Source organism: Rubritalea sp. (assembly GCF_051252225.1).
Classification (GTDB): Bacteria; Verrucomicrobiota; Verrucomicrobiia; order Verrucomicrobiales; family Akkermansiaceae; genus Rubritalea.
In genome coordinates, this window is record NZ_JBPOGE010000021.1 from 1 (window position 1) to 16,993 (window position 16,993).

At 47.8% G+C, this 16,993-nt stretch carries 25 protein-coding genes; 11 read left to right on the forward strand and 14 right to left on the reverse strand.

Annotation, left to right across the window (positions count from 1 at the left end; translation table 11 throughout):
* Positions 1–240 precede the first annotated feature (240 nt).
* From ACSHX2_RS13935 to ACSHX2_RS13980, 10 genes are all read right to left on the reverse strand, one after another.
* A complete protein-coding gene (locus ACSHX2_RS13935) occupies positions 241–546 on the reverse strand; it encodes a helix-turn-helix domain-containing protein (protein WP_435693563.1) in 306 nt (101 codons plus the stop codon).
* A gap of 41 nt (positions 547–587) precedes the next feature.
* Entirely contained in the window at positions 588–1,103 is a 516-nt protein-coding gene (locus ACSHX2_RS13940) for a hypothetical protein (protein ID WP_435693564.1), read from the reverse strand.
* 84 nt (positions 1,104–1,187) lie between these two features.
* Positions 1,188–1,832, reverse strand: a complete 645-nt coding sequence (locus ACSHX2_RS13945) for a DUF3164 family protein (RefSeq protein WP_435693565.1) — start codon at positions 1,830–1,832, stop codon at positions 1,188–1,190.
* Positions 1,833–1,909: 77 nt separating this feature from the next.
* Positions 1,910–2,971, reverse strand: coding sequence for an AAA family ATPase (locus ACSHX2_RS13950; RefSeq protein ID WP_435693566.1), 1,062 nt, complete (start codon positions 2,969–2,971; stop codon positions 1,910–1,912).
* 20 nt (positions 2,972–2,991) lie between these two features.
* Positions 2,992–5,136: a hypothetical protein gene (locus ACSHX2_RS13955; protein ID WP_435693567.1), complete on the reverse strand. Its 2,145-nt coding sequence runs from the start codon at positions 5,134–5,136 to the stop codon at positions 2,992–2,994.
* Between the two features lie 36 nt (positions 5,137–5,172).
* The gene (locus ACSHX2_RS13960) at positions 5,173–6,189 is read right to left on the reverse strand and encodes a hypothetical protein (RefSeq protein ID WP_435693568.1); all 1,017 of its coding nucleotides are present in this window, start codon (positions 6,187–6,189) and stop codon (positions 5,173–5,175) included.
* A gap of 42 nt (positions 6,190–6,231) precedes the next feature.
* Positions 6,232–6,483: a hypothetical protein gene (locus tag ACSHX2_RS13965; protein ID WP_435693569.1), complete on the reverse strand. Its 252-nt coding sequence runs from the start codon at positions 6,481–6,483 to the stop codon at positions 6,232–6,234.
* 63 nt (positions 6,484–6,546) lie between these two features.
* A complete protein-coding gene (locus ACSHX2_RS13970; RefSeq protein WP_435693570.1) occupies positions 6,547–6,771 on the reverse strand; it encodes a hypothetical protein in 225 nt (74 codons plus the stop codon).
* Between the two features lie 35 nt (positions 6,772–6,806).
* Positions 6,807–7,013 carry a hypothetical protein gene (locus tag ACSHX2_RS13975; RefSeq protein WP_435693571.1) on the reverse strand — a complete coding sequence of 69 codons (207 nt, stop codon included), beginning with the start codon at positions 7,011–7,013 and terminating at the stop codon, positions 6,807–6,809.
* Positions 7,010–7,219: a helix-turn-helix domain-containing protein gene (locus ACSHX2_RS13980; protein ID WP_435693572.1), complete on the reverse strand. Its 210-nt coding sequence runs from the start codon at positions 7,217–7,219 to the stop codon at positions 7,010–7,012. The genes ACSHX2_RS13975 and ACSHX2_RS13980 overlap by 4 nt, the downstream gene beginning before the upstream one ends.
* A gap of 52 nt (positions 7,220–7,271) precedes the next feature.
* Between ACSHX2_RS13980 and ACSHX2_RS13985 the strand changes: the two genes are divergently transcribed.
* The 3 genes from ACSHX2_RS13985 to ACSHX2_RS13995 all read left to right on the forward strand — a co-directional run bounded on the left by ACSHX2_RS13985 (position 7,272) and on the right by ACSHX2_RS13995 (position 9,112).
* A complete protein-coding gene (locus ACSHX2_RS13985; RefSeq protein WP_435693573.1) occupies positions 7,272–7,943 on the forward strand; it encodes a LexA family protein in 672 nt (223 codons plus the stop codon).
* 19 nt (positions 7,944–7,962) lie between these two features.
* Positions 7,963–8,346, forward strand: coding sequence for a zinc finger Ran-binding domain-containing protein (locus ACSHX2_RS13990; protein WP_435693574.1), 384 nt, complete (start codon positions 7,963–7,965; stop codon positions 8,344–8,346).
* A gap of 106 nt (positions 8,347–8,452) precedes the next feature.
* Positions 8,453–9,112 carry a hypothetical protein gene (locus tag ACSHX2_RS13995; protein WP_435693575.1) on the forward strand — a complete coding sequence of 220 codons (660 nt, stop codon included), beginning with the start codon at positions 8,453–8,455 and terminating at the stop codon, positions 9,110–9,112.
* Between the two features lie 207 nt (positions 9,113–9,319).
* Here the strand turns inward: ACSHX2_RS13995 and ACSHX2_RS14000 are convergent, their stop codons facing one another.
* Entirely contained in the window at positions 9,320–9,922 is a 603-nt protein-coding gene (locus ACSHX2_RS14000) for a hypothetical protein (RefSeq protein WP_435693576.1), read from the reverse strand.
* A 239-nt stretch (positions 9,923–10,161) separates the two neighbouring features.
* Here ACSHX2_RS14000 and ACSHX2_RS14005 point away from each other — a divergent pair, with 239 nt between their 5' ends.
* From ACSHX2_RS14005 to ACSHX2_RS14015, 3 genes are read left to right on the forward strand one after another with little or no spacing between them, the layout of a single operon-like run.
* Positions 10,162–11,313, forward strand: a complete 1,152-nt coding sequence (locus ACSHX2_RS14005; RefSeq protein ID WP_435693577.1) for an ATP-binding protein — start codon at positions 10,162–10,164, stop codon at positions 11,311–11,313.
* A complete protein-coding gene (locus tag ACSHX2_RS14010; RefSeq protein WP_435693578.1) occupies positions 11,270–11,596 on the forward strand; it encodes an STAS-like domain-containing protein in 327 nt (108 codons plus the stop codon). The genes ACSHX2_RS14005 and ACSHX2_RS14010 overlap by 44 nt, the downstream gene beginning before the upstream one ends.
* The gene (locus ACSHX2_RS14015; RefSeq protein ID WP_435693579.1) at positions 11,593–12,093 is read left to right on the forward strand and encodes a hypothetical protein; all 501 of its coding nucleotides are present in this window, start codon (positions 11,593–11,595) and stop codon (positions 12,091–12,093) included. Before ACSHX2_RS14010 ends, ACSHX2_RS14015 begins: the two co-directional genes overlap by 4 nt.
* A 228-nt stretch (positions 12,094–12,321) precedes the next feature.
* Here the strand turns inward: ACSHX2_RS14015 and ACSHX2_RS14020 are convergent, their stop codons facing one another.
* Positions 12,322–12,984, reverse strand: coding sequence for a hypothetical protein (locus ACSHX2_RS14020; protein WP_435693580.1), 663 nt, complete (start codon positions 12,982–12,984; stop codon positions 12,322–12,324).
* Positions 12,985–13,099: 115 nt separating this feature from the next.
* Here ACSHX2_RS14020 and ACSHX2_RS14025 point away from each other — a divergent pair, with 115 nt between their 5' ends.
* A complete protein-coding gene (locus tag ACSHX2_RS14025) occupies positions 13,100–13,225 on the forward strand; it encodes a hypothetical protein (RefSeq protein ID WP_435693581.1) in 126 nt (41 codons plus the stop codon).
* Between the two features lie 45 nt (positions 13,226–13,270).
* On the opposite strand, the gene ACSHX2_RS14030 is transcribed toward ACSHX2_RS14025, so the two are convergent.
* A complete protein-coding gene (locus ACSHX2_RS14030) occupies positions 13,271–13,906 on the reverse strand; it encodes a papain-like cysteine protease family protein (RefSeq protein WP_435693582.1) in 636 nt (211 codons plus the stop codon).
* 173 nt (positions 13,907–14,079) lie between these two features.
* On the opposite strand from ACSHX2_RS14030, the gene ACSHX2_RS14035 reads away from it, so the two are divergent.
* The 3 genes from ACSHX2_RS14035 to ACSHX2_RS14045 all read left to right on the forward strand — a co-directional run bounded on the left by ACSHX2_RS14035 (position 14,080) and on the right by ACSHX2_RS14045 (position 15,531).
* Positions 14,080–14,403 (forward strand): hypothetical protein, encoded by a 324-nt coding sequence (locus ACSHX2_RS14035; protein WP_435693583.1) that lies wholly within the window; start codon positions 14,080–14,082, stop codon positions 14,401–14,403.
* A 156-nt stretch (positions 14,404–14,559) separates the two neighbouring features.
* The gene (locus ACSHX2_RS14040) at positions 14,560–14,829 is read left to right on the forward strand and encodes a hypothetical protein (RefSeq protein ID WP_435693584.1); all 270 of its coding nucleotides are present in this window, start codon (positions 14,560–14,562) and stop codon (positions 14,827–14,829) included.
* A gap of 207 nt (positions 14,830–15,036) precedes the next feature.
* The gene (locus ACSHX2_RS14045) at positions 15,037–15,531 is read left to right on the forward strand and encodes a hypothetical protein (RefSeq protein ID WP_435693585.1); all 495 of its coding nucleotides are present in this window, start codon (positions 15,037–15,039) and stop codon (positions 15,529–15,531) included.
* A gap of 37 nt (positions 15,532–15,568) precedes the next feature.
* On the opposite strand, the gene ACSHX2_RS14050 is transcribed toward ACSHX2_RS14045, so the two are convergent.
* On the reverse strand, positions 15,569–16,270 hold the full coding sequence (locus ACSHX2_RS14050) for a DNA-methyltransferase (protein ID WP_435693586.1): 702 nt from the start codon (positions 16,268–16,270) through the stop codon (positions 15,569–15,571).
* Positions 16,271–16,474: 204 nt separating this feature from the next.
* On the opposite strand from ACSHX2_RS14050, the gene ACSHX2_RS14055 reads away from it, so the two are divergent.
* On the forward strand, positions 16,475–16,876 hold the full coding sequence (locus ACSHX2_RS14055; RefSeq protein WP_435693587.1) for a hypothetical protein: 402 nt from the start codon (positions 16,475–16,477) through the stop codon (positions 16,874–16,876).
* Positions 16,877–16,993 lie beyond the last annotated feature (117 nt).

The following is a 16,993-nucleotide window of genomic DNA, read 5'->3' on the forward strand; positions in this document are numbered from 1 at the left end:
TTCAAATTTAGCAGAACGTAAAGCACACCAACCGAGTACTCGACCAGAAAGCTTTGGGTTTAGATTTATGTGTGAATTGAATAAGGACAGGTGGGTTTGGAAAGGGTGAAGGATGGCGAAGGTGGCCGAAAAAGCCCGAAGTGTGGGCGATGGGGAGGATTCTAAGCCGAAAACGGTGGCTGAATCAAGTTTGGAAATAAATGCCCTAAAACAGGGTTTTGGACAGAGGTTTTGGAAACTTTAGGCAGTTTCTAGGTGATCTGCGAAGGCTTTGCGGATCTTCTGCACGCGATGTGCGTGGATGGTTTTTTGAGTGATCTGGTGGAAACGCTTTGAGGCGTGTGTGATGCTGGTGTGGTCACGGTTGAAGATTTTGCCGACGGCGATTACGCTCATGTCTAGCTCGGTGCGGATGAGGTGGGCTGCGATGAAGCGCGGGATGGCGATGTCTGCAGTTTGAGATCTGCCGATGAGGCTGCCGAGGCTGACGTTGTAGACGCTTGTGCACTCGGTAAGGATGAAGTTGATGGCGTGCTCCTGATTCATTCTGTGTGGTGTTGAGTTATGAGAGAGGCGGCGTGCTCGGCCTATCGGGTTTTAAGATCTCCTTTTCTGATGCGCTCTTTGAGGGTAATCCAGAGGTTGTGGAGCTGCTCGGTGGTGCAGTTGTCTAGGTTGGATTGTTTGTATTGGGTTTTGGCGATGGCGATGACATAGCCGAGAGTGTATTTAGTCTGCTGTGCGAGGGTTTGTTTGATGAGGTGGATCTTACGCTCTCGTTCTTCTTTCGTGTCGGTTTTGTCGGCGTTGTCGTTAGCTGGGAGAGATTTGAGGTGGTCGTTGAATGCTTTGTCGTCGAGTCCGAGGATGGAGTTGAAGTGAGCACGGAGTGGGAGGAAGTCTTGTTGCTTGCACTTGGTGAGTGAGGACTTGCCAACGGCTTCGGATTGTTGGGCGTGTCGCCAGTTTGTGAGCTGCTTTGCTTTGGTGTCACCTGGGGCGTCGACTAGGCCGTATTTGTATTCGTGATCGAAAGCCGTTTTAGCCAGTTGGGCTAGTACGGATTTTTGCTTTGGAGTTAGTGGGTGATATGCTGAGGACATTTTTTTGAGTGATTAGTGTTAAGGGAAAAGTGCGAAGTTGAGGGAGGAGAAAGCCCCGGCTGAGCGGGGCTGTTGCCGGTAGGTTTAAAGGGCTGAGAATTGGAGGGAGATGTCTTGCCATTTACCGTCCTTTGAGCGGCGATATAGGCGGCTGTAGAGAGCTGATCCTGTGACGTGCTGACATTCGTCGAGCTTATCGAACTCGTTGATTAGTTCTGTGTCTCCGAGATCGCGCACTTGGCGTCTCGCCTTAGCTAAAAGCTTAGGGTCGTATTCCATCTTGGAGTTCTTAACGAGCAGGCCATCGAGAATGGAGTACATGCCTTTGTTCCGTTCGCTGAATTTGGCCTTAAAGATGTCTCGAATTGCATTGATGTGGACAACGGCTTCGTCCGTGAACTCGAAGCGTTCTTGTCGGTCGATCACGATCTTAATCGTATCGTCTTGATTCTTTACGGTGAAACTCTTGGTCGGTTTAGGCTCTTTGTTGTCGAGAGCATACATTTGATTGTATAGCTCTTGTGCTGATGAACAGGTGGCTTCTTTTAACGCTTTGAGAAGCTTGTGAAGGTTGTCAAATTTTTCGGCGGTGTCTTCGCAAAAGGTCTCTTTAGCTTTACGATATAGTCTTCTCGCTTCCGCTTTTTTTGATTCTTTAGATTTACGTTTTTGATCAAGAGCGGCGGCGAGCTGTTCTTCGGTTAGGTGATCTAGATTGATGCTTTTCATGGTGTATGAGTGTTGAGTGTTGAGTGTTGAATTAGGCGGGGATTGGTTGCCATTCGGTGATGGTTAGTTGGGAGGGATTAGATTCCTTCTTCTAGATTGAGGAGGGCGCTGTGGGCGTTTAGGACGTGATCCCAGTCCATGATTTTTTTGACTTTTGCGGCCATTCGTGAGGCTCCTTCTAGGATGGAGATCCAGCGGCCGAGGCCGTCTTGTTCGATGATTTCGGTTTGGAGGTCGAGGGCTTCTTCTGTGGCTGGAGCTAGGCCGAAATGCTTAGCGAAGCAGTTGAGGTTTTGCTTGGTCGGGCGGCGTGGAAGTGTGGCCTTAATGAGTGAGCGAAGTTCGAGCTGGCGGAGGATTCCTTCGACCTCTGCGGCCTTCGATGCTTGGTTGTAAACTGGGGTGGCAGCGAGGATAAGTCCGCAGCTTGATGTGTCTGCGATTTCGCGGATGTATTCGAGCGTTCTGATGCCGGTCTTGGAGTCGAGCATTTGGTGTACTTCATCGACAATGAGAACCATGCGCTCGTCGAATGCATTGATTACTTTTTCCGAGAGTTTGGTGATGGTGCCGCCTGTAGGGAGGTGGAGAATGTGGGCGATACGGTTGACGAATGTGGTCTTGCTTCCACCGGCTGGGCAGCGGATGTAGACGGTGGCTCCGTGGTTGTTACGGCGAGCGTATTCCTTGAGAGCTTCGGTCTTTCCAATCTGAGATTCACCGATGATGAACATGACCTTGTTGAAGGTTCTGGCTGAGTCGCAGATGGAGAAGATCTTCTTGGTGAGGTTGGTCTCGATGAAGCCAGATTTAGTGACTGTGGCGCGTTCGCGTTCGATCTTCTGGAGCTCTTCTACAGCTAGGAGAAAGTTCTCCAGTGCGCCGGCATCACGGCGGCCTGTGAGTGCCTGGTAAACTGAGTCTGCGCTGTAGGGTTTGCCGTTGGCTGGCTGCTTGAGGCGTTCGCCTATTTCTTCGTGTCCGAGATCGTGTGAGGATGCGTAATCGTGGAGCCAGAATATGAGGCTGCGGTTGCGATCTGATTCGTTTTTTGTCCAACCGGCGATGACATCGCGGGTAATGCGGTAGCGGCGTTTTCCGCGTTTGGCGTGGGCGTTTCCTTGGGAGCTGTTTTGCATGGTGTTCGGGGTGGTTGGCATTAGAAGTAATTGTAGTTTTGTGAATCGTTTGAGTCGTCTTTTGGCTCTGTGTTTGTTGGTTGGTCTGCCCATGATTCGAGCGCTTGCTCGGAGTTACGCTGGCGTGCGTGCTTTGTGACTTTATTAGTGCGGCGGGTACTATTGGATTTGGCTGTTTGGGCGGCGCGTTTCTCTTCTTCTGTGACGGGCTCGCCAGCTTTGGCGCGGCGGAGGAGTTCGGTATTTTGTTGGCGCTCTTGCATGATGGTTGCGGCGCGGGCTCTAGGGGCTGCATCGAGGTCTGAGCGGAGGCGTGAGCGTTCGCCAAGCTGCTCAAGGGTGTTATTCGTATCGTGAAGCTGGCGCGGGATGACGCGGCGAAGAGTTCCGAGGTAGGCACCTTCGGTGGTGCAGACGACGAGGTTGTCGATATCGAAGGGATTGTAGTAGCAGAGGATGTCGGTGCCTGGCTTCATAGTGAGCATGCCGTGGCTGGTCTCTAGCTGTGTGATATAGTGGTGGGTGGTTTTCTTATGAAATGGATCTGCGAGCCTGATAGTTCGGTCGCTTTTTACAGTTTTTTCTACAGCCCATTCTTTAGGGATGAGGAGGGGGGTGAATTCGCGTGGGAGAGTCTTGATAGCAGGGTCTTTGCTACACTTTTGTAGAGCTTCTGCAGGGCTGAGTGTTTCGGTGCCGCGCAGGTTAGAATTCTTGGTGACTTTGTTGACTAGGTAGGTTTTTTCGTCTTGGTCTTCGATGCCGTCTAATTCATCTCGTGGGAGCCAGTTATTGGAGTTCTCTGATAGTCTCCAAATGGAGCGAATAAAGCCGCATTCTTCCCATGCTTCTAGGTTGTGGTCGGTGCGGGAGTTGATAGCGCGGTAGACTGCGGAGAGGATTTCTGCGAACTCGACGTAGGTGAGAATGCTGTGGTTCATTTTTGAGGCGACAGCGGGCGGCATGGTGGCGATGGCCTTGGCGAGCTGGCGCTCGTTGTGCTCGATGCCGTGGAGTTCTTCAGGTGCGAGTTCGTACTTGCGGCCGACTGAGCCAGGGAGATCCTGCATGTAGGTACGAACGAGGCGGAATGCGGATTCTATCCAGGTCTTGTATTTGAAGTTACCTGTGGAGGATGGACGAAAGAGCATGCCTGCAAACGCTGGTGTGTTGAACTTACCTGAGCGGCTAACGGTGACTTGTCCGTTGGTGATGGCGGCTAGAGCTTCTTCAAAGGAATGGTGGCCGCCGAATGTGGAAAGGGATTTGTTGTTATATGAGTTTGCTGTGCCGTGCTCGAATACTAGCTGTGTCTTGTGCTGGTCTGTGCGGTAGCCAACGGTCTGGAGGGTATGAAGCGCGAACCATGTGAACTCTTTACCCGTGAGGGATTTGTTGGTTTGCTCATCGGTGGTTTTGGTGACTACGCGGAGGTGGTAGCCGAGGTGGGCTGCGGTGTGGTGGTCTAAGCAGTTGAATCCGACTGGGCGGACTGCTTCAGAGAGACCTGCGACAGCGATCTTGTTGTCGTAGTCCTGGTCATCAAAGTAGATACGCTGGAGGTAGTGTGAGCCTTTCCGAGTAGTGAGTACGGGTGGAAGGAAGCTAGTGGCTGCTTTTTTTCCCTGTTTAGAGAGAGCTGATTCGTAGGCGTCTAGCTTGAGACGAGAAAAGGTTTTTTCAGACCAGCCGAGAGGGTGACCAAGCTTAGGATCATCTTCTGGGGGACTGGTGTATCCAGGTATAGAGTGCTTGTAGTCACCGGTGCGTCGCCATAGCTGGAGCTTAGTAATGAACTTGCGGCGGACTTCTGCTGCATCGTCTGTGCGTTGGTGGTTCTCGAACTCGGCTTTGATGGCGTCTTTACAGAGGCGCGGCATGAGCCCTGAGTCTTTTGCGAATCGGCGTTTGTCGATGAGTCCGCGCCAGCCTTTGCGTTCAAATTCATTCTTCTCATTATAAAGCGTGGATACGCTGACGTGACGCGATTCAGATAGAGCCTTTGAGATCTCACCCTTTTGCCCACGCTTGGCGTGAATGAGTTGGTGAACGCTATCGAGCTTTCTGAGGATGTCGCTTTGACATGTGATGGTCAGTTTGGCGAATCGAGACCAATCGTCAATGTACTGCAAGACGGTTGGAGTGCTTTGGGCTATAGCGTTCATTTGATAAGTGGAAAGTTAGAAGTGATAAGTAAATAGTTATGCTGGTAGTTGTGCTAACTCTGTGTCGATAGACTGCGAGCGGGATTGCTTAGCCTCGCGGACTTCTGCGAGCATGGTTTCGAGGTCACGCTCTAGAGTGGTGAGCGAGATGTCTTCTGGCGTGGCTCCTGCGACTGGGAGCGAGTGGAGGGCTGCTTGGTAGTTAGAGTTGGTGCGCAGCTGGGTAATCTGCTGGACTGGCTCTGCGAAGAGAACGAATGCGATTTGCTCCATAGTGGGCTCGGTCTTTTCGTCTTCATCATCGTCTTTGCCTCCGAGATTGCCGCCTTTGGCTGCGGAGCCTTGAGGAGCCTTTGCTATGCCGTAGTCGATGAGGAACTGTGACTGGGTCTGGCCGTCTGTGATCTTACGCACAGCCTTGTCGAGCAGCTCGAGCTGTTCGTCGCTGAACTCGGTGACTGGTTTGTCTAGCAATGGGAGATTGTTGTAGCAGGACTTGAGGCGGCGCTTTGCTCCTTCTGCCATGTTGATGTACTTGCGAGCTGTATCGTCAGTAATGCCGAGTTCGGCTTTGCAATGTTCGCTCCATGTCGAAAAAACCGATTCGGTCGGGTTTTTCTTTTTGCTGGATTTTCGTCCTTGTGTGTAGCCGAGTTCCTTTTTGAGTTCGGTAAGCTCGAAGCCGAGCATGACCTGACAGGCTACTGAGGCTCGGGCGAAGCGTTTGGCTGCGGTGGCGTATTGTTTGGCACGTGACCAGATGTCCGGGTGTTGGACTTCTGGGTTGTTGTCTACGACCATGGCGAGTTCGCCTTTGGTTTTCTTTAGCTTTGCAAGCTTGCTGCGGAGCGGCTGCAGGATGCCTTTACGGGCGTCTTTTTCTTTGGCGTCTTCACGCTTGATAGCTTCTTCGAGGACTTGGATGTCATCGCAGCTTTTGAGGTTGATTTTACCGTCGTCTACTGAGGTGTTGAGGATGCTGCGGACTGCTCGCTCTTTAGGGAGTACCTGAGCGGTTTCGTAGTCGGCGGTTGGATTGAAGAGTTTATTCATGGGAAAAAGTGATAAGGAAAAAGTGAGGAGTGAGGAGTTGGGCTAGATGCGGTTTTCTTGTTTCCAGGCGTTTTGCTGGGCTTCGGCTTGTTGGCGTTCGTTGGCGGTGCGGATGTGGAAGATGGCGCGGGAGCACCAGAGGGCGGAGAGGAGGAGTGTCCATGCGATGAGGAGGATGAGGTGGACTTTAAGCTGGTCGACAGTGGCGGAGCGGAAGGAACGCTCTAGGAGGTGGTCGCCTATGAAGTAGAGGTTGATGGTGAGGATGAGCTCGATGGAGATGCGGGTTTTCATGGGGAATGAGTGATAGGTGTGGAGTGCGAAGTGAGGAGTGGAGTTAGGGGCTTTGCCGTTTGGCTAGTTGGTGAGTTCGTCTTTTAGGTGTGGGAGGCGGTTGCGTAGTTTCGCTAGAGCGTTGGTCTGGCGCTCGTAGATGGCGCTTTCTGAGCAGCCGCAAAGCTCGGCCAGTTCAGCTAGAGTCCAGCCTCCAGGCTTCTGCAGCTTGCGTGCAGAGAGGATGCCGATGACGGTATCTATGCGTCGGCTGGTGGGTAGGTGGGCTAATGGGTGTGGCTGGGACATGGGACGAAATTAGGTGTGGATAGTGAGAGGAGGTGTTAGTTCTGGGCGTAGAGTTTTGAGAGTTTGAGTTGTGCTTGGTCTGCTTCTTCGAGGCATCTCGCTGTGAGTCTCATATCTAAGGATTTGTCGTCATCAGATGTGAGTTCGGCAGCAGCTCTGAGGGTTTCGATTTTGTCTTGTGTACTAGTGACCTGATTAAGGTTGGCTATTGCTAGACGGATGAGTTTGTCAGTGGGGCTCATTTGATATTTAGGAATGCTTTGATTTTTTTCTGGGTTGGAAGGTAGAGACCGCGATTGATAGCCAAGGAGACTGTGTTACGTGAAAGTCCAAGCTCCGCAGCTAGTTCAGAGATGTTCATATCGCTTTTAAGGAGTGCTACTTTCACACGGAGTGCGAAATCGGCTTGCCCTTGTGTGCATTTGGTGATTACATTTGCTCGTTGCATCTGCACACATTTACACACAGTGTGCAAATCCTCGCAAGTTAAAATTCACACAATGAGCGATTTTTCACACACACTGTACAAATTAAGGAAGAGCTTAAAGCTCACTCAGTCACAAATGGCTGAGAAGATGGGGCTGAGTCTTAGTTATATCCACCAGTTAGAAGCTGAAAAACGCACTCCGAGTGATGCCATACGTACTCTTGTGCAAATTATGCAGACGAAGGAGGATTTAGGAGGTTCAGCTTATAATGAGAGCGGCAATGAACAAGGTGGACTGGGGGATATACTAGAAGAGGAGATTTCTAAGTATAGATGCCGGATGATTCCGCTAGTGGGCTGGGCGCATGCTGGTGATCCGCTGGACTATGAGGGTGATCATGAGAGTCCGTTAGTGCCGACTGAGTGCCGAGATCCGCAGGCATTTGGAGTTCGCCTAGAGGGGGATTCGATGGAGCCGCGCTTCTATGAGGATGATGTTCTAATAGTGATGCCGAGCGAATTTGCACACAGTGGGAGTTTTGCGGTGGCGAAGTTTAAGGAGGGAGGAATTATCTTTAGGCAGATAGAGCGCCAAATAGGTGCGATGGAAACTAAAGCGACAGGCGATGAGTTTGTCAGGCTGGTGCCAGTGAATGCTCGGTGGACAGTGACGGAGCATAAGGAACAAGACTTTGAATGGATCTATCCCGTGTGGGGTAGATGGACACAGATTTGGAATAAATAAACCCTAAGAAATAAGAAGCATGAGTTGGGAATGTAAAAAATGTGATGCGTTTAATCCTGATACTCGAAATGAGTGCATGGTGTGCAAAGCTGATAAAGCTGGGAATGGCGGTATAGAGACGGCTAAGCCTAAGGTGAAAGCTGATGACAGAGTGTTTCATCTCCATAACAAGGCTCGTGGACAAGATAGTGGTGATCCATTTACGCTTGAGACAGCGATTCAATGGGTGGGCTATGGCTCTATTGGTGTGAGCGTCTTGCTGTTTGTGTTTACCATAGGTGATTCCTTTTCTTCGGCAATCTCGGTCCTAGTTCCTGGTGCTGTGTCAGGGATGCTGCTACTGGCTGTTTCTAAAGGGCTGGTACTGCTGGCTGAGATAGCGAAGAACACAGGTAGACGCTGATGTAGCGGTGCTGCTGATCTAGTGAAAAGTGAACAGAAGCTTTAAAAGAAAAGTGTCTGATAGTTATAAATCGCCTGAGGTGGATAGCGCGTTATTGCAAACTTTTGTGCAGTTGCGTTTTCCTGCTGTGAAGCATCTTTTTGATGTGGACGATGAAGAGTTAGGGAATATTAAGGAATGGCTGAGGGTAGAACCTAGTGATGCTGAGACAGAATTGTTAGCTTCTATGCGTGAGCAGTTGATGACGCGGCTAGATGGGAGGAGGCGTGTTTACAAAAACGGTAGCGAAGGAACTCTTCAGAGACGCGATCAGTTCGTTTGTGAAATGTCTGCCTTAGCAGATGAATTGGGATTGAGGCCTGAAAGTCATCATCGTAATACTCTAGATGACATTGGATATTATCCACGGCTTTCGTTGATATGGGAGACGATGTCAGATTTGGCACGAGGTGCCGCTAAGTGGGAGCAGTCATGCACTAGTAATCTTTTAAATGCAGCTCCAGCGCAGGAGTTGATTCTTTTTAGCCATAGGGAACACCCGAAAGATTGGGCGAAGGTCTGGAGGAATTCGGGTGGGAAATTTACCGAAGGTAGCCGTATGATTGCGCTGAAGACTGATTCAATATGGCAAGATATCTCACGTTTTGACTTACCGTATCCTGCATTTGATTTCGATAGTGGTGAGACGATTCGTAATGTGCGCCGACGTGAGGCTGAGAGTCTTGGGCTGGTGAAACAAGGTGAGCACATCAAGTTTATCCAGTAAGAAGAAAAAAGTGTGACTAGACTCTAACTTGACAGGTCTAACAGGAAATGTATCGTGTTAGATGTCCCTTGAGACACCGATAAAAACAAAACACAATAAGGGAGGGCGGCCGAGTGGTCGCCCTTCTGCTTTGGGTCGCGGCTGTGCCGTTCTAGTGGTGTCGCTGTCGCTCCAGTGGGAAGTGATAAGGAAAAAGTGTGAAGGGTTCTACGGGCAATTGAAGCCGATGTACTTTTTCATGATCTGACGAAGCTTTATGAAAAAAGAGTCTGAAGCCCCTGTAAAATAGAGCTCGAAATCCTGGTTCTCACTTTGTAGTTCGTTCCAAAGGTCTCCTAGTCTTCGGTGGTCTGGAAGAGCTTGTATGTTCTCATTCACGTTGCGCCATTTAAAAAATTGCTTTTGTCCTGCTTGTAGGTGGTTCTTAAGGTCTTCACCAAAGAGAAATTGTGAGCGATGCTGTATATCGGTGAAGAGTTTACGCGCTTTGTCGGATGGTACTGACAAGGTTTCTAGTTCATATTGAAGCTCATCGATGAGCTTTTGGACTTCAAAGCGTTTTTCGAAGAGGTCGAGACGGAGTTTGTCTGCGGCAATTTCCGTTTGGTACTCCATGATGCGCTGGTTGTCAGCTGCGTGCATATCACTACGGTAGCGGTTAATTTCGGCTTGTTGTTTCTGGAACCGAAGAGCAGCGATACCTACAAATAGTGTGATGGCAGCTGGTATTATTTTGAGAGTGACGTCTAGCCAAAGTGAGGCTGTTTCAACTGGGCTAACAGCAGATTGGGCAAGGGTTTGAAGTATCATAGAAGGATAGTTTCATAGTCTAAGAAATTTGCCTATTACGAAGCGGGGCTATGTTTGGAAGAGTGAGAAGGGCGGGAGGTGGAGTCGCTGTGCTCCAGTGGGAAGTGATAAGGAGCAAGTGGTGTCGCTGTCGCTCTAGTGGGGAGTGACAAGGGAAAAGTGTAAAGTGACGTGGTAAAAAGGATTTCACTCTTGGTGCGCTTTTCTGTTGTGGAATGTTAAGCGACTGTGAATGCTGTATGAAACCTTCCCGCAACCCCGAAGGTGTGAAGTTTTATATGAGAAGTGTCATTGTTCAAAGGTCTAAGAGAAAGGCTCACTATGAATTAAAAAGGAGGAGGAAAAGAAAGCACCTTCGAGCTTTTAAAAATCGAACATGGCGTCAAGGGGCTCATCTTGTAAGGCCTAAGACTCGCAAGAGTTACACTCTAAGCCTACCTAAAGTGTTATGTGTTCGAGAAAATTTATCTGAAATTCAGAATTTATTCAACGTGCTAGAAGTTGAAATTTTTGTTGGAAGAGCTGAAATTGTAATTATTGACCACCAGCATATTGAAAGAGCAACCCCTGAAGCAGTTTTATTACTGATCTCTCAATTGGTCACGATGAGGCATTTTGCCAAGAAAACTAGATTTTCCCCAAGTGGGAGAGCAAAGTCAGAAGAGGTAGAAGATCTGCTGGGTGGACTCGGATATAACGATTATTTTTCAAGGAGCCCTTCTTCAATTGCCAAAAGAAAAAGCTTGCTACACAATGATCGAATTTACATTCGACATCGATTTGGAGAGAGCGTAGATACTCAAATTGCGGCTGAATTTGTGGAAGAGTTTGCTGAGGCCTTAAACTTCGGTGTTCAGAGAAGTGATAGGCTTAAGTCGTCTTTGGGAGAGTGTATCATGAATGCCATTAATCATGCCTATCCTCTTGAGTCGCAAAGAAGGTGGATTGAGAAAAGGTGGTGGATTCTTGGGTATACAGAGAAAGAATCAGGAAAAGCGTATTTTGTCTTTCTTGATAGGGGCGTTGGAATGCCAGCTACTATTAAACCAAAACTGCATGAGTGGGGGATTCATTTATTCAAACCCTTGCCGACAGAATTAGTGATTAAAGCATTTGAAAAATCTCGTTCCCAAACGAAGTTAGATTATAGAGGGAGAGGACTTCCATTGTTAAAACACTATGCAGAGGAATCACATAATGGTAGACTGTTTGTACAGACTGATAGGGTACGTGTTATCTTCGAAAAGAAAAATCAACCTCAAGTTTTGCCTGAAAATGGCTGCCTAGATGGTACACTATTAGTGTGGGAAGTAGACTCAGTTCACGTTGGCCAGAAAGATAAAGAGAATGACTCAAGAAGTAAAAAAGCTAAAAATCTCGAACTTTTCTAAATACCCTGGAGGGCGTATCCCCTCTGAAGGTCCTTTTTCAGGAGAAGAATATAGAGAGAAATTTTTTGAACCAGCTCTGAACACATCAGATGTGGTAGAGGTTAATATGTGCGGATTAAGTATTTTATTACCTTCATTCGTCGATGAGGCTTTTGGGCCAGCTTGTGCAAGGCTTGGAGAGCAGAAATTTAGAGAGAGGGTTAAATTTAAATATCCTTATCAGAATTCCGAGGCAGAATTTTTTGTCGAACAAACTATCAGACAGCGCCTGGGTAAAAAATGAGCGACATAAATCCTTTTTTAGCTGCAGTTGATAGGCTTATTTGGCTAGGGGTTGGTGCCGGAGCTACTTATTTTATTAGAAATATTTCGCAGAATAAAACATCTGCTAAAGTCACTCTTGAATCAGCAATAGATAAACTACTTGAATCTTGTGAGAAGTGTCGAGCTGCAGTGATTAGACACCACGACTGTGATTACGGATCTGATGCGAAAACGGATTTAAAGGTTATACAAAGGTATAAGGACGCAGCATTTTCGAAATTTAAAGCTGTGCTATGCTGTCTTAAGAAATCTGAAGTAGATCGGTTTGAAGGAGAATATTACAAGTGGATGAATGGCGTTTCAAGTTATCCGCTGGCTACTAATAAAGGCCATAAAAAAGATCCTGAACTGTATCTGAACCAAGTGAACAATCCTCATGAAGCTTACTCTGAATTCCTTCATCTTTTTAAGATGAAGGTCTCACAGGGTAAGGTGAAAGTGAGGCGCTCTATATGAGGTATACGCATTTTTGAGCGGTAAGTCACTGCCCTCAAATAGGGGGATGAAATGTCAGGTAGTGAGGAAAATATGGGTTTCTGTAAAAAACAGCCGTAGGGATTTTGTGGGAGTTGTTATAGTGCGGTTGTGAGCCGCCAATTGATGCTTTGGGAGACAGAGGTTGGCCGACTGGGAATGGTCGGGCGCAGGTGGTGGCGAAGATACTTTTGATAGGATGAGGTCTATTTAATATAGGTCACCCAAAATCCTCCTCGTTACACTTTCTTCAACAATCTCATCGATTCTAATTTCTAGGGACTTGATGCGGTTGGGAATTGTTTCCAATCTTTTTAGACGTTCTGTGTAGATTTGTTTGATTTTTTTCAGCCTTTTTTGAGCACGCTCTAACCGGATCTTCGCCTCCTCTGGTGTATACACGTATTCCATAAGTGTACTGTTAACCATAATTTTAAGTTTAGGAATTTCAGCTGAGAGGCTATCAATTTCTGTTTTTTCTTTGTTTATGGTGGTCAAGTCGGCCTCACGTTGACGGATGTAGGAGGTGAGTGCAGTGTCTAATGTGGCAATTTCAGCCTGTGTTTCTTGAAAAATGGCGGACTTTTGTAGAGCTTTTCTAGATTCGCTGTGCTCTTTACGAGAGAGTTCCAGTTCTTTGGATTGGAGGCGGGTTGCGTAGATTGCAAAGGCGAGTGTTAGTGATGTCAGGAATGCATTCACTGAGCCAAACCAATCGCCAAACTGGGCGGCTTGCTCTGACATTCCAAAATACCAAAAGGCGATGCCGATAATGCTAAATATCCCCCAAATGATAGCCATCATATTTAGGAGCCATCCGAGAGATTTCACGTCTTTTTCTTTTTCTTTGTCTGGGGTATTAGAGTCGTTCATATGTTAGAATTTAATACTCTTTTTTCTAACAAGTGAACCTGAAATTCACTCAAATGAAAAAACTGCCGCAGTGTTTTGTGGGAGTTGTTATAGTGCGGTTGTGAGCCGCCAATTGATGCTTTGGGAGACAGAGGTTGTGCCGACTGGGAATGGTCGGGCGCAGGTGGTGGCGAAGAAGCCTCTGTTAGAGGGAAGTGTGGATGAGGCGCGGACGATAATGGGAGGTTGGGATCTTATCTAGGTAATATTACTAGCCTTACTAGTAGTTATCAAAAGTTGCTACCTATTAAGGAGACACTCTCACAAACCAATAATGTTGGACGCTTTGAATGAATCTTGCTGCATTATGCACTACGCGGCCACTATTCATTCTATTAACCATGCTTGGCCAAGGGTCTCGTACTATGAGAGTTTGAATCTGATTACCTTGAGGTGTTTGAATGAATGTAGCTCCTGTAAGTACGACAGCATGACCTCCATTCTGGTGTCGGTAAGCTATTAATATAGGCCGCTCCTGAGATAATTCATTCAAAATAAAATTATGGTTAGGTATTCCATGGCCAAATGACGCTCTAACAGTATATCGTCTACCCATGTTATCGACATTCCAATTATTAAGGTTTGCGGTCATGTTTTCGAAGCTTCCTCCCCAGTTTGGGAGTTGCCCGTTAGGATTTACTCCATAAGTTCGGTGAACTATTTGTTCCTGAGTGATAGCAACACCATAATAGTTCAATATCATCTGAATAGATGTAGCCCAACACCATTGGGTGCTTTTTTGAGACGAAGCATACCACTGCATCTGATTCCTAGGTATGCCAACGGATTGAATGGAAGGTGACTGAGGATGATTGTAATATTGTGCCGGGAGGTTTTCGTTAGACAGCACTGCAATGAATAGGGCTAAAAAAATGTATTTCATGGAGGTTTTTTTGTGAGATTCGATGTCAAATGTACTTCTATCTCCATGTTTCGTCATCTCCCTTAAATGGGGGGATTAAAGGTCAGGGGATTAGTAAATTACAGTTTATTGAATAAAACTGCCGAAGAGTTTTCTGGTAGTTTGGTATGGTGTGTTCCGTGAGCCGCCAATTGATGCTTTGGGAGACAGAGGTTGTGCCGACTGGGAATGGTCGGGCGCAGGTGGTGGCGAAGAAGCCTCTGTTAGAGGGAAGTGTGGATGAGGCCCGGCGAGTGTTAGGTGGTCTGGAGTGTGTGACGCGGCAGGATATTTATCGGCTGATCAAGCGTGGGTACATCACTGCGTGGAAGAAGATGCCAGGTGTGATGCGAGGGGATGGGCGTGCGAGTAATTGCAAGCTGGTGGTGGATATTGAGAGCGTGCTGAAGCACAGACAGCGGATGCAGGAAGATTGCATGGTGGCTACAGAACGGATGGAGAATTGTTCGCTCTTCTGAAGAAGAGCGGAGAAGTTAGAGGTTAGATCTTAGAAGTAAGAAGTTAGAAGGCTGGGACGATGAAACAAATTGGGAGTGATAAGTGTGAAGGAAAAAGTGTGAAGGCTGGGACGATGAAACGGCGAGATGGAACTACTTAGAATGATGGAGCAAGTTATGAAGAAGGAGAAGAAGGTGCTGCACCTGGTGCTGACTTATTACTGGTATGATCGGACGGCTAGGGGGATGAAGGATGTGGAGTACCGGAGGATGTGTGATCAGTGGCGTAGGCTAATCTGGGAGCGTAGAGAGGAGATTACGCATGTGCGTTTTCAGCGCGGTTACACGTCGGAGAATAGGACGTTCGAGGTGTGCAAGATCGATATCGGGGAGTGTCCTATTTATGGCTGGGACGAGGAGTATTATAGGGTGCATTTTGTGAATTAGGAGAGATGGGAGAGACCACGAATTTCACGAATAACACGAATTTATAAATCAATGCCAACTGATAGCTGATGACGTGATTGATCTCCATCGAGGTTTGATGTCGGCTCCTCAATAAAGCTGGCGAAATTAGGCCGTCATGATCTTATTTTGAGCGGTTTCCTGAAAATCATATTGCGGTGAGTAACTAGATTAGTAATGCTCTAAGGCATGGATTATAATTCCCTCATAAAGAAAATAGCATCTGCAGGAAATCATATATGTGAAACCAATCAGCGTATCAAAATGGTGGCTAATGTTTTAGGCAAATATTTGAGCGACAAATATGATTTTCCAGCAAACTCATTGTGTCTCCAACCTCTGGGTGCCGATATAAAAGACAATGAGAATTACACAGCTAATGATGCTGTTTCTATGGATTCTGTAGGACGTGACGGATTTCGTGTGAAGTTTATTTGTAAAGGAATGAATGAATCTTTGATGATGACGCTTGTCTCAGATTGGACATTTGTTCTGAAGAATGCTCAGTTTGAAGCAACTAATAGAGACTCCAAAGAGAGTTTTAAAATAAATCCAAACAATGTTTGTGATAATGGGTTTATTGATGCGATAGCGCATTCACTAATAGAAACTCTCAGTTCGCACGTTGAACGCTTTCATGATAACATAGGGGCGAGTAAAAAGGCTTCCATAGTGGCTATTTAAAGGAAAATATTTTTAGCTCCCAGCAATGGGAGCTTTTTTAGGTGAGGCGGTGTTTGGCGTTTTGGGCGAAGAACTCGCTCTTCTCGATGCCGATGAATTTGCGGTCTAGGTTTTTGCAGGCTTGGCCGGTGGAGCCGGAGCCTGTGAAGGGGTCGACTACGGTGTGGCCTTTGTCAGTGACCATGGTGATGAGGTCTTCTAGGAGGGCGATGGGCTTTTCGGTGGGGTGTTGCTTGTTCTTTGGTGTGACGCGCTTGTGGGGGAGGACGTTGCATTTCTTTTTGTCGTAGAAGGTGGCTTTGCCTTTGATGAAGTGAAGGATGACTTCGTGGCGTGGGCGGAAGCCGTTTCCAAGGCCGCCGTTGAGTTTGTCCCAAATGACCATGTTTCGGTACATGAGGCCGCTGGATTCTAGCGCTGGTGCGAGCATGGGGACCATGCGCCAGTCGCAGAAGACGAGGGCTGAGGTGTTCGGTTTGAGGATACGCTCGGCCTGGATCATCATTTCGCGCAGCATCCAGATGAGGCCAGCGGTGGTCATGTTGTCGTTCTGGAACCAGCCGAGGCGCTTGAGGGTGTCTGATGAGCTGGTGACGCCTTGTGATTTAGCTGCCATTTTGCCTGCTTCAGTGAAGCCGCCGGAGCAGTAGGGAGGGTCGGTGATGAGGGCGTCGATAGATTCGGATGGGATGTCTTTGAGGGCTGTTAGGCAGTCGTTGATGTGAATTTTAAAGTCCATGGGGACTATGTTTGTCTCTGATTTGAGGGGGAAACGAGGAAGCTTGTGATGTGTGTGTGACTGGTGTGACAGGTGTGGAGGGGGCGGCGAGCTATGTGTGGTTAGGTAGCTGCACATCAGAGATCCGCTGCTGTTTTACGTGTTAGGTGATTACGTTTTATGGCCGGAATGATGAAACCAAATTCGATCGAACCAATCTATATCATGAACACTAAAAAGTTTTGGCAAAGTAAGACCCTCTGGGTGCAGTTGATTTCCGTTGTAAGTTTGTTGTTTCCTGTGGTGCAGGAATGGCTGGCTGAGAATCCGGTGGAGGTGGTAACTGTGTTTGCGGCGATCAATACTCTGGTGCGGTTTGTGACGAGTGGGAAGATAGAGACTTTTGTAGGTGATAGTAGTGGTAAATCTCCGATGGTAATCATCGGGCTGTGCATGGCGGTAGGTTTCGGGGGTTTCCTGCCGTCATGCGCTTCACTGCCTGAGTTTGAGCTGCCGGAGGGGTCGAGGGTGGATGTGAGCTCGGCGATCCCTGGTGTGGATGGAGTGACCGCCGGCTTGGAGTGTGATGTGGATGGGTGCCGCATCACGGTGGAGGCGGTGAAGTAGAATGGGGAAAGGAAAAAGGATAAAGGCTGGGATGATGAAACCTAGATGGATGAAGCCTTTTGACCACGAATTACACGAATCTCACGAATGATTTTTTAATGGGGTGGAGCTGTGACG

What these genes read in the sequence shown, in the direction of transcription:
- ACSHX2_RS14045 (WP_435693585.1), top strand. Translation starts at nt 15,037, where the DNA reads ATGGATTATAATTCCCTCATAAAGAAAATAGCATCTGCAGGAAATCAT.
- ACSHX2_RS13980 (WP_435693572.1), bottom strand. Translation starts at nt 7,219, where the DNA reads ATGCAACGAGCAAATGTAATCACCAAATGCACACAAGGGCAAGCCGAT.
- ACSHX2_RS14055 (WP_435693587.1), top strand. Translation starts at nt 16,475, where the DNA reads ATGAACACTAAAAAGTTTTGGCAAAGTAAGACCCTCTGGGTGCAGTTG.
- ACSHX2_RS14030 (WP_435693582.1), bottom strand. Translation starts at nt 13,906, where the DNA reads ATGAAATACATTTTTTTAGCCCTATTCATTGCAGTGCTGTCTAACGAA.
- ACSHX2_RS14040 (WP_435693584.1), top strand. Translation starts at nt 14,560, where the DNA reads ATGAAGAAGGAGAAGAAGGTGCTGCACCTGGTGCTGACTTATTACTGG.
- ACSHX2_RS14050 (WP_435693586.1), bottom strand. Translation starts at nt 16,270, where the DNA reads ATGGACTTTAAAATTCACATCAACGACTGCCTAACAGCCCTCAAAGAC.
- ACSHX2_RS14000 (WP_435693576.1), bottom strand. Translation starts at nt 9,922, where the DNA reads ATGATACTTCAAACCCTTGCCCAATCTGCTGTTAGCCCAGTTGAAACA.
- ACSHX2_RS14005 (WP_435693577.1), top strand. Translation starts at nt 10,162, where the DNA reads ATGAAACCTTCCCGCAACCCCGAAGGTGTGAAGTTTTATATGAGAAGT.
- ACSHX2_RS13955 (WP_435693567.1), bottom strand. Translation starts at nt 5,136, where the DNA reads ATGAACGCTATAGCCCAAAGCACTCCAACCGTCTTGCAGTACATTGAC.
- ACSHX2_RS13945 (WP_435693565.1), bottom strand. Translation starts at nt 1,832, where the DNA reads ATGAAAAGCATCAATCTAGATCACCTAACCGAAGAACAGCTCGCCGCC.
- ACSHX2_RS13965 (WP_435693569.1), bottom strand. Translation starts at nt 6,483, where the DNA reads ATGAAAACCCGCATCTCCATCGAGCTCATCCTCACCATCAACCTCTAC.
- ACSHX2_RS14035 (WP_435693583.1), top strand. Translation starts at nt 14,080, where the DNA reads ATGCTTTGGGAGACAGAGGTTGTGCCGACTGGGAATGGTCGGGCGCAG.
- ACSHX2_RS14025 (WP_435693581.1), top strand. Translation starts at nt 13,100, where the DNA reads ATGCTTTGGGAGACAGAGGTTGTGCCGACTGGGAATGGTCGGGCGCAG.
- ACSHX2_RS13975 (WP_435693571.1), bottom strand. Translation starts at nt 7,013, where the DNA reads ATGAGCCCCACTGACAAACTCATCCGTCTAGCAATAGCCAACCTTAAT.
- ACSHX2_RS13935 (WP_435693563.1), bottom strand. Translation starts at nt 546, where the DNA reads ATGAATCAGGAGCACGCCATCAACTTCATCCTTACCGAGTGCACAAGC.
- ACSHX2_RS13960 (WP_435693568.1), bottom strand. Translation starts at nt 6,189, where the DNA reads ATGAATAAACTCTTCAATCCAACCGCCGACTACGAAACCGCTCAGGTA.
- ACSHX2_RS13990 (WP_435693574.1), top strand. Translation starts at nt 7,963, where the DNA reads ATGAGTTGGGAATGTAAAAAATGTGATGCGTTTAATCCTGATACTCGA.
- ACSHX2_RS14020 (WP_435693580.1), bottom strand. Translation starts at nt 12,984, where the DNA reads ATGAACGACTCTAATACCCCAGACAAAGAAAAAGAAAAAGACGTGAAA.
- ACSHX2_RS13985 (WP_435693573.1), top strand. Translation starts at nt 7,272, where the DNA reads ATGAGCGATTTTTCACACACACTGTACAAATTAAGGAAGAGCTTAAAG.
- ACSHX2_RS13950 (WP_435693566.1), bottom strand. Translation starts at nt 2,971, where the DNA reads ATGCAAAACAGCTCCCAAGGAAACGCCCACGCCAAACGCGGAAAACGC.
- ACSHX2_RS13970 (WP_435693570.1), bottom strand. Translation starts at nt 6,771, where the DNA reads ATGTCCCAGCCACACCCATTAGCCCACCTACCCACCAGCCGACGCATA.
- ACSHX2_RS13940 (WP_435693564.1), bottom strand. Translation starts at nt 1,103, where the DNA reads ATGTCCTCAGCATATCACCCACTAACTCCAAAGCAAAAATCCGTACTA.
- ACSHX2_RS14010 (WP_435693578.1), top strand. Translation starts at nt 11,270, where the DNA reads ATGACTCAAGAAGTAAAAAAGCTAAAAATCTCGAACTTTTCTAAATAC.
- ACSHX2_RS14015 (WP_435693579.1), top strand. Translation starts at nt 11,593, where the DNA reads ATGAGCGACATAAATCCTTTTTTAGCTGCAGTTGATAGGCTTATTTGG.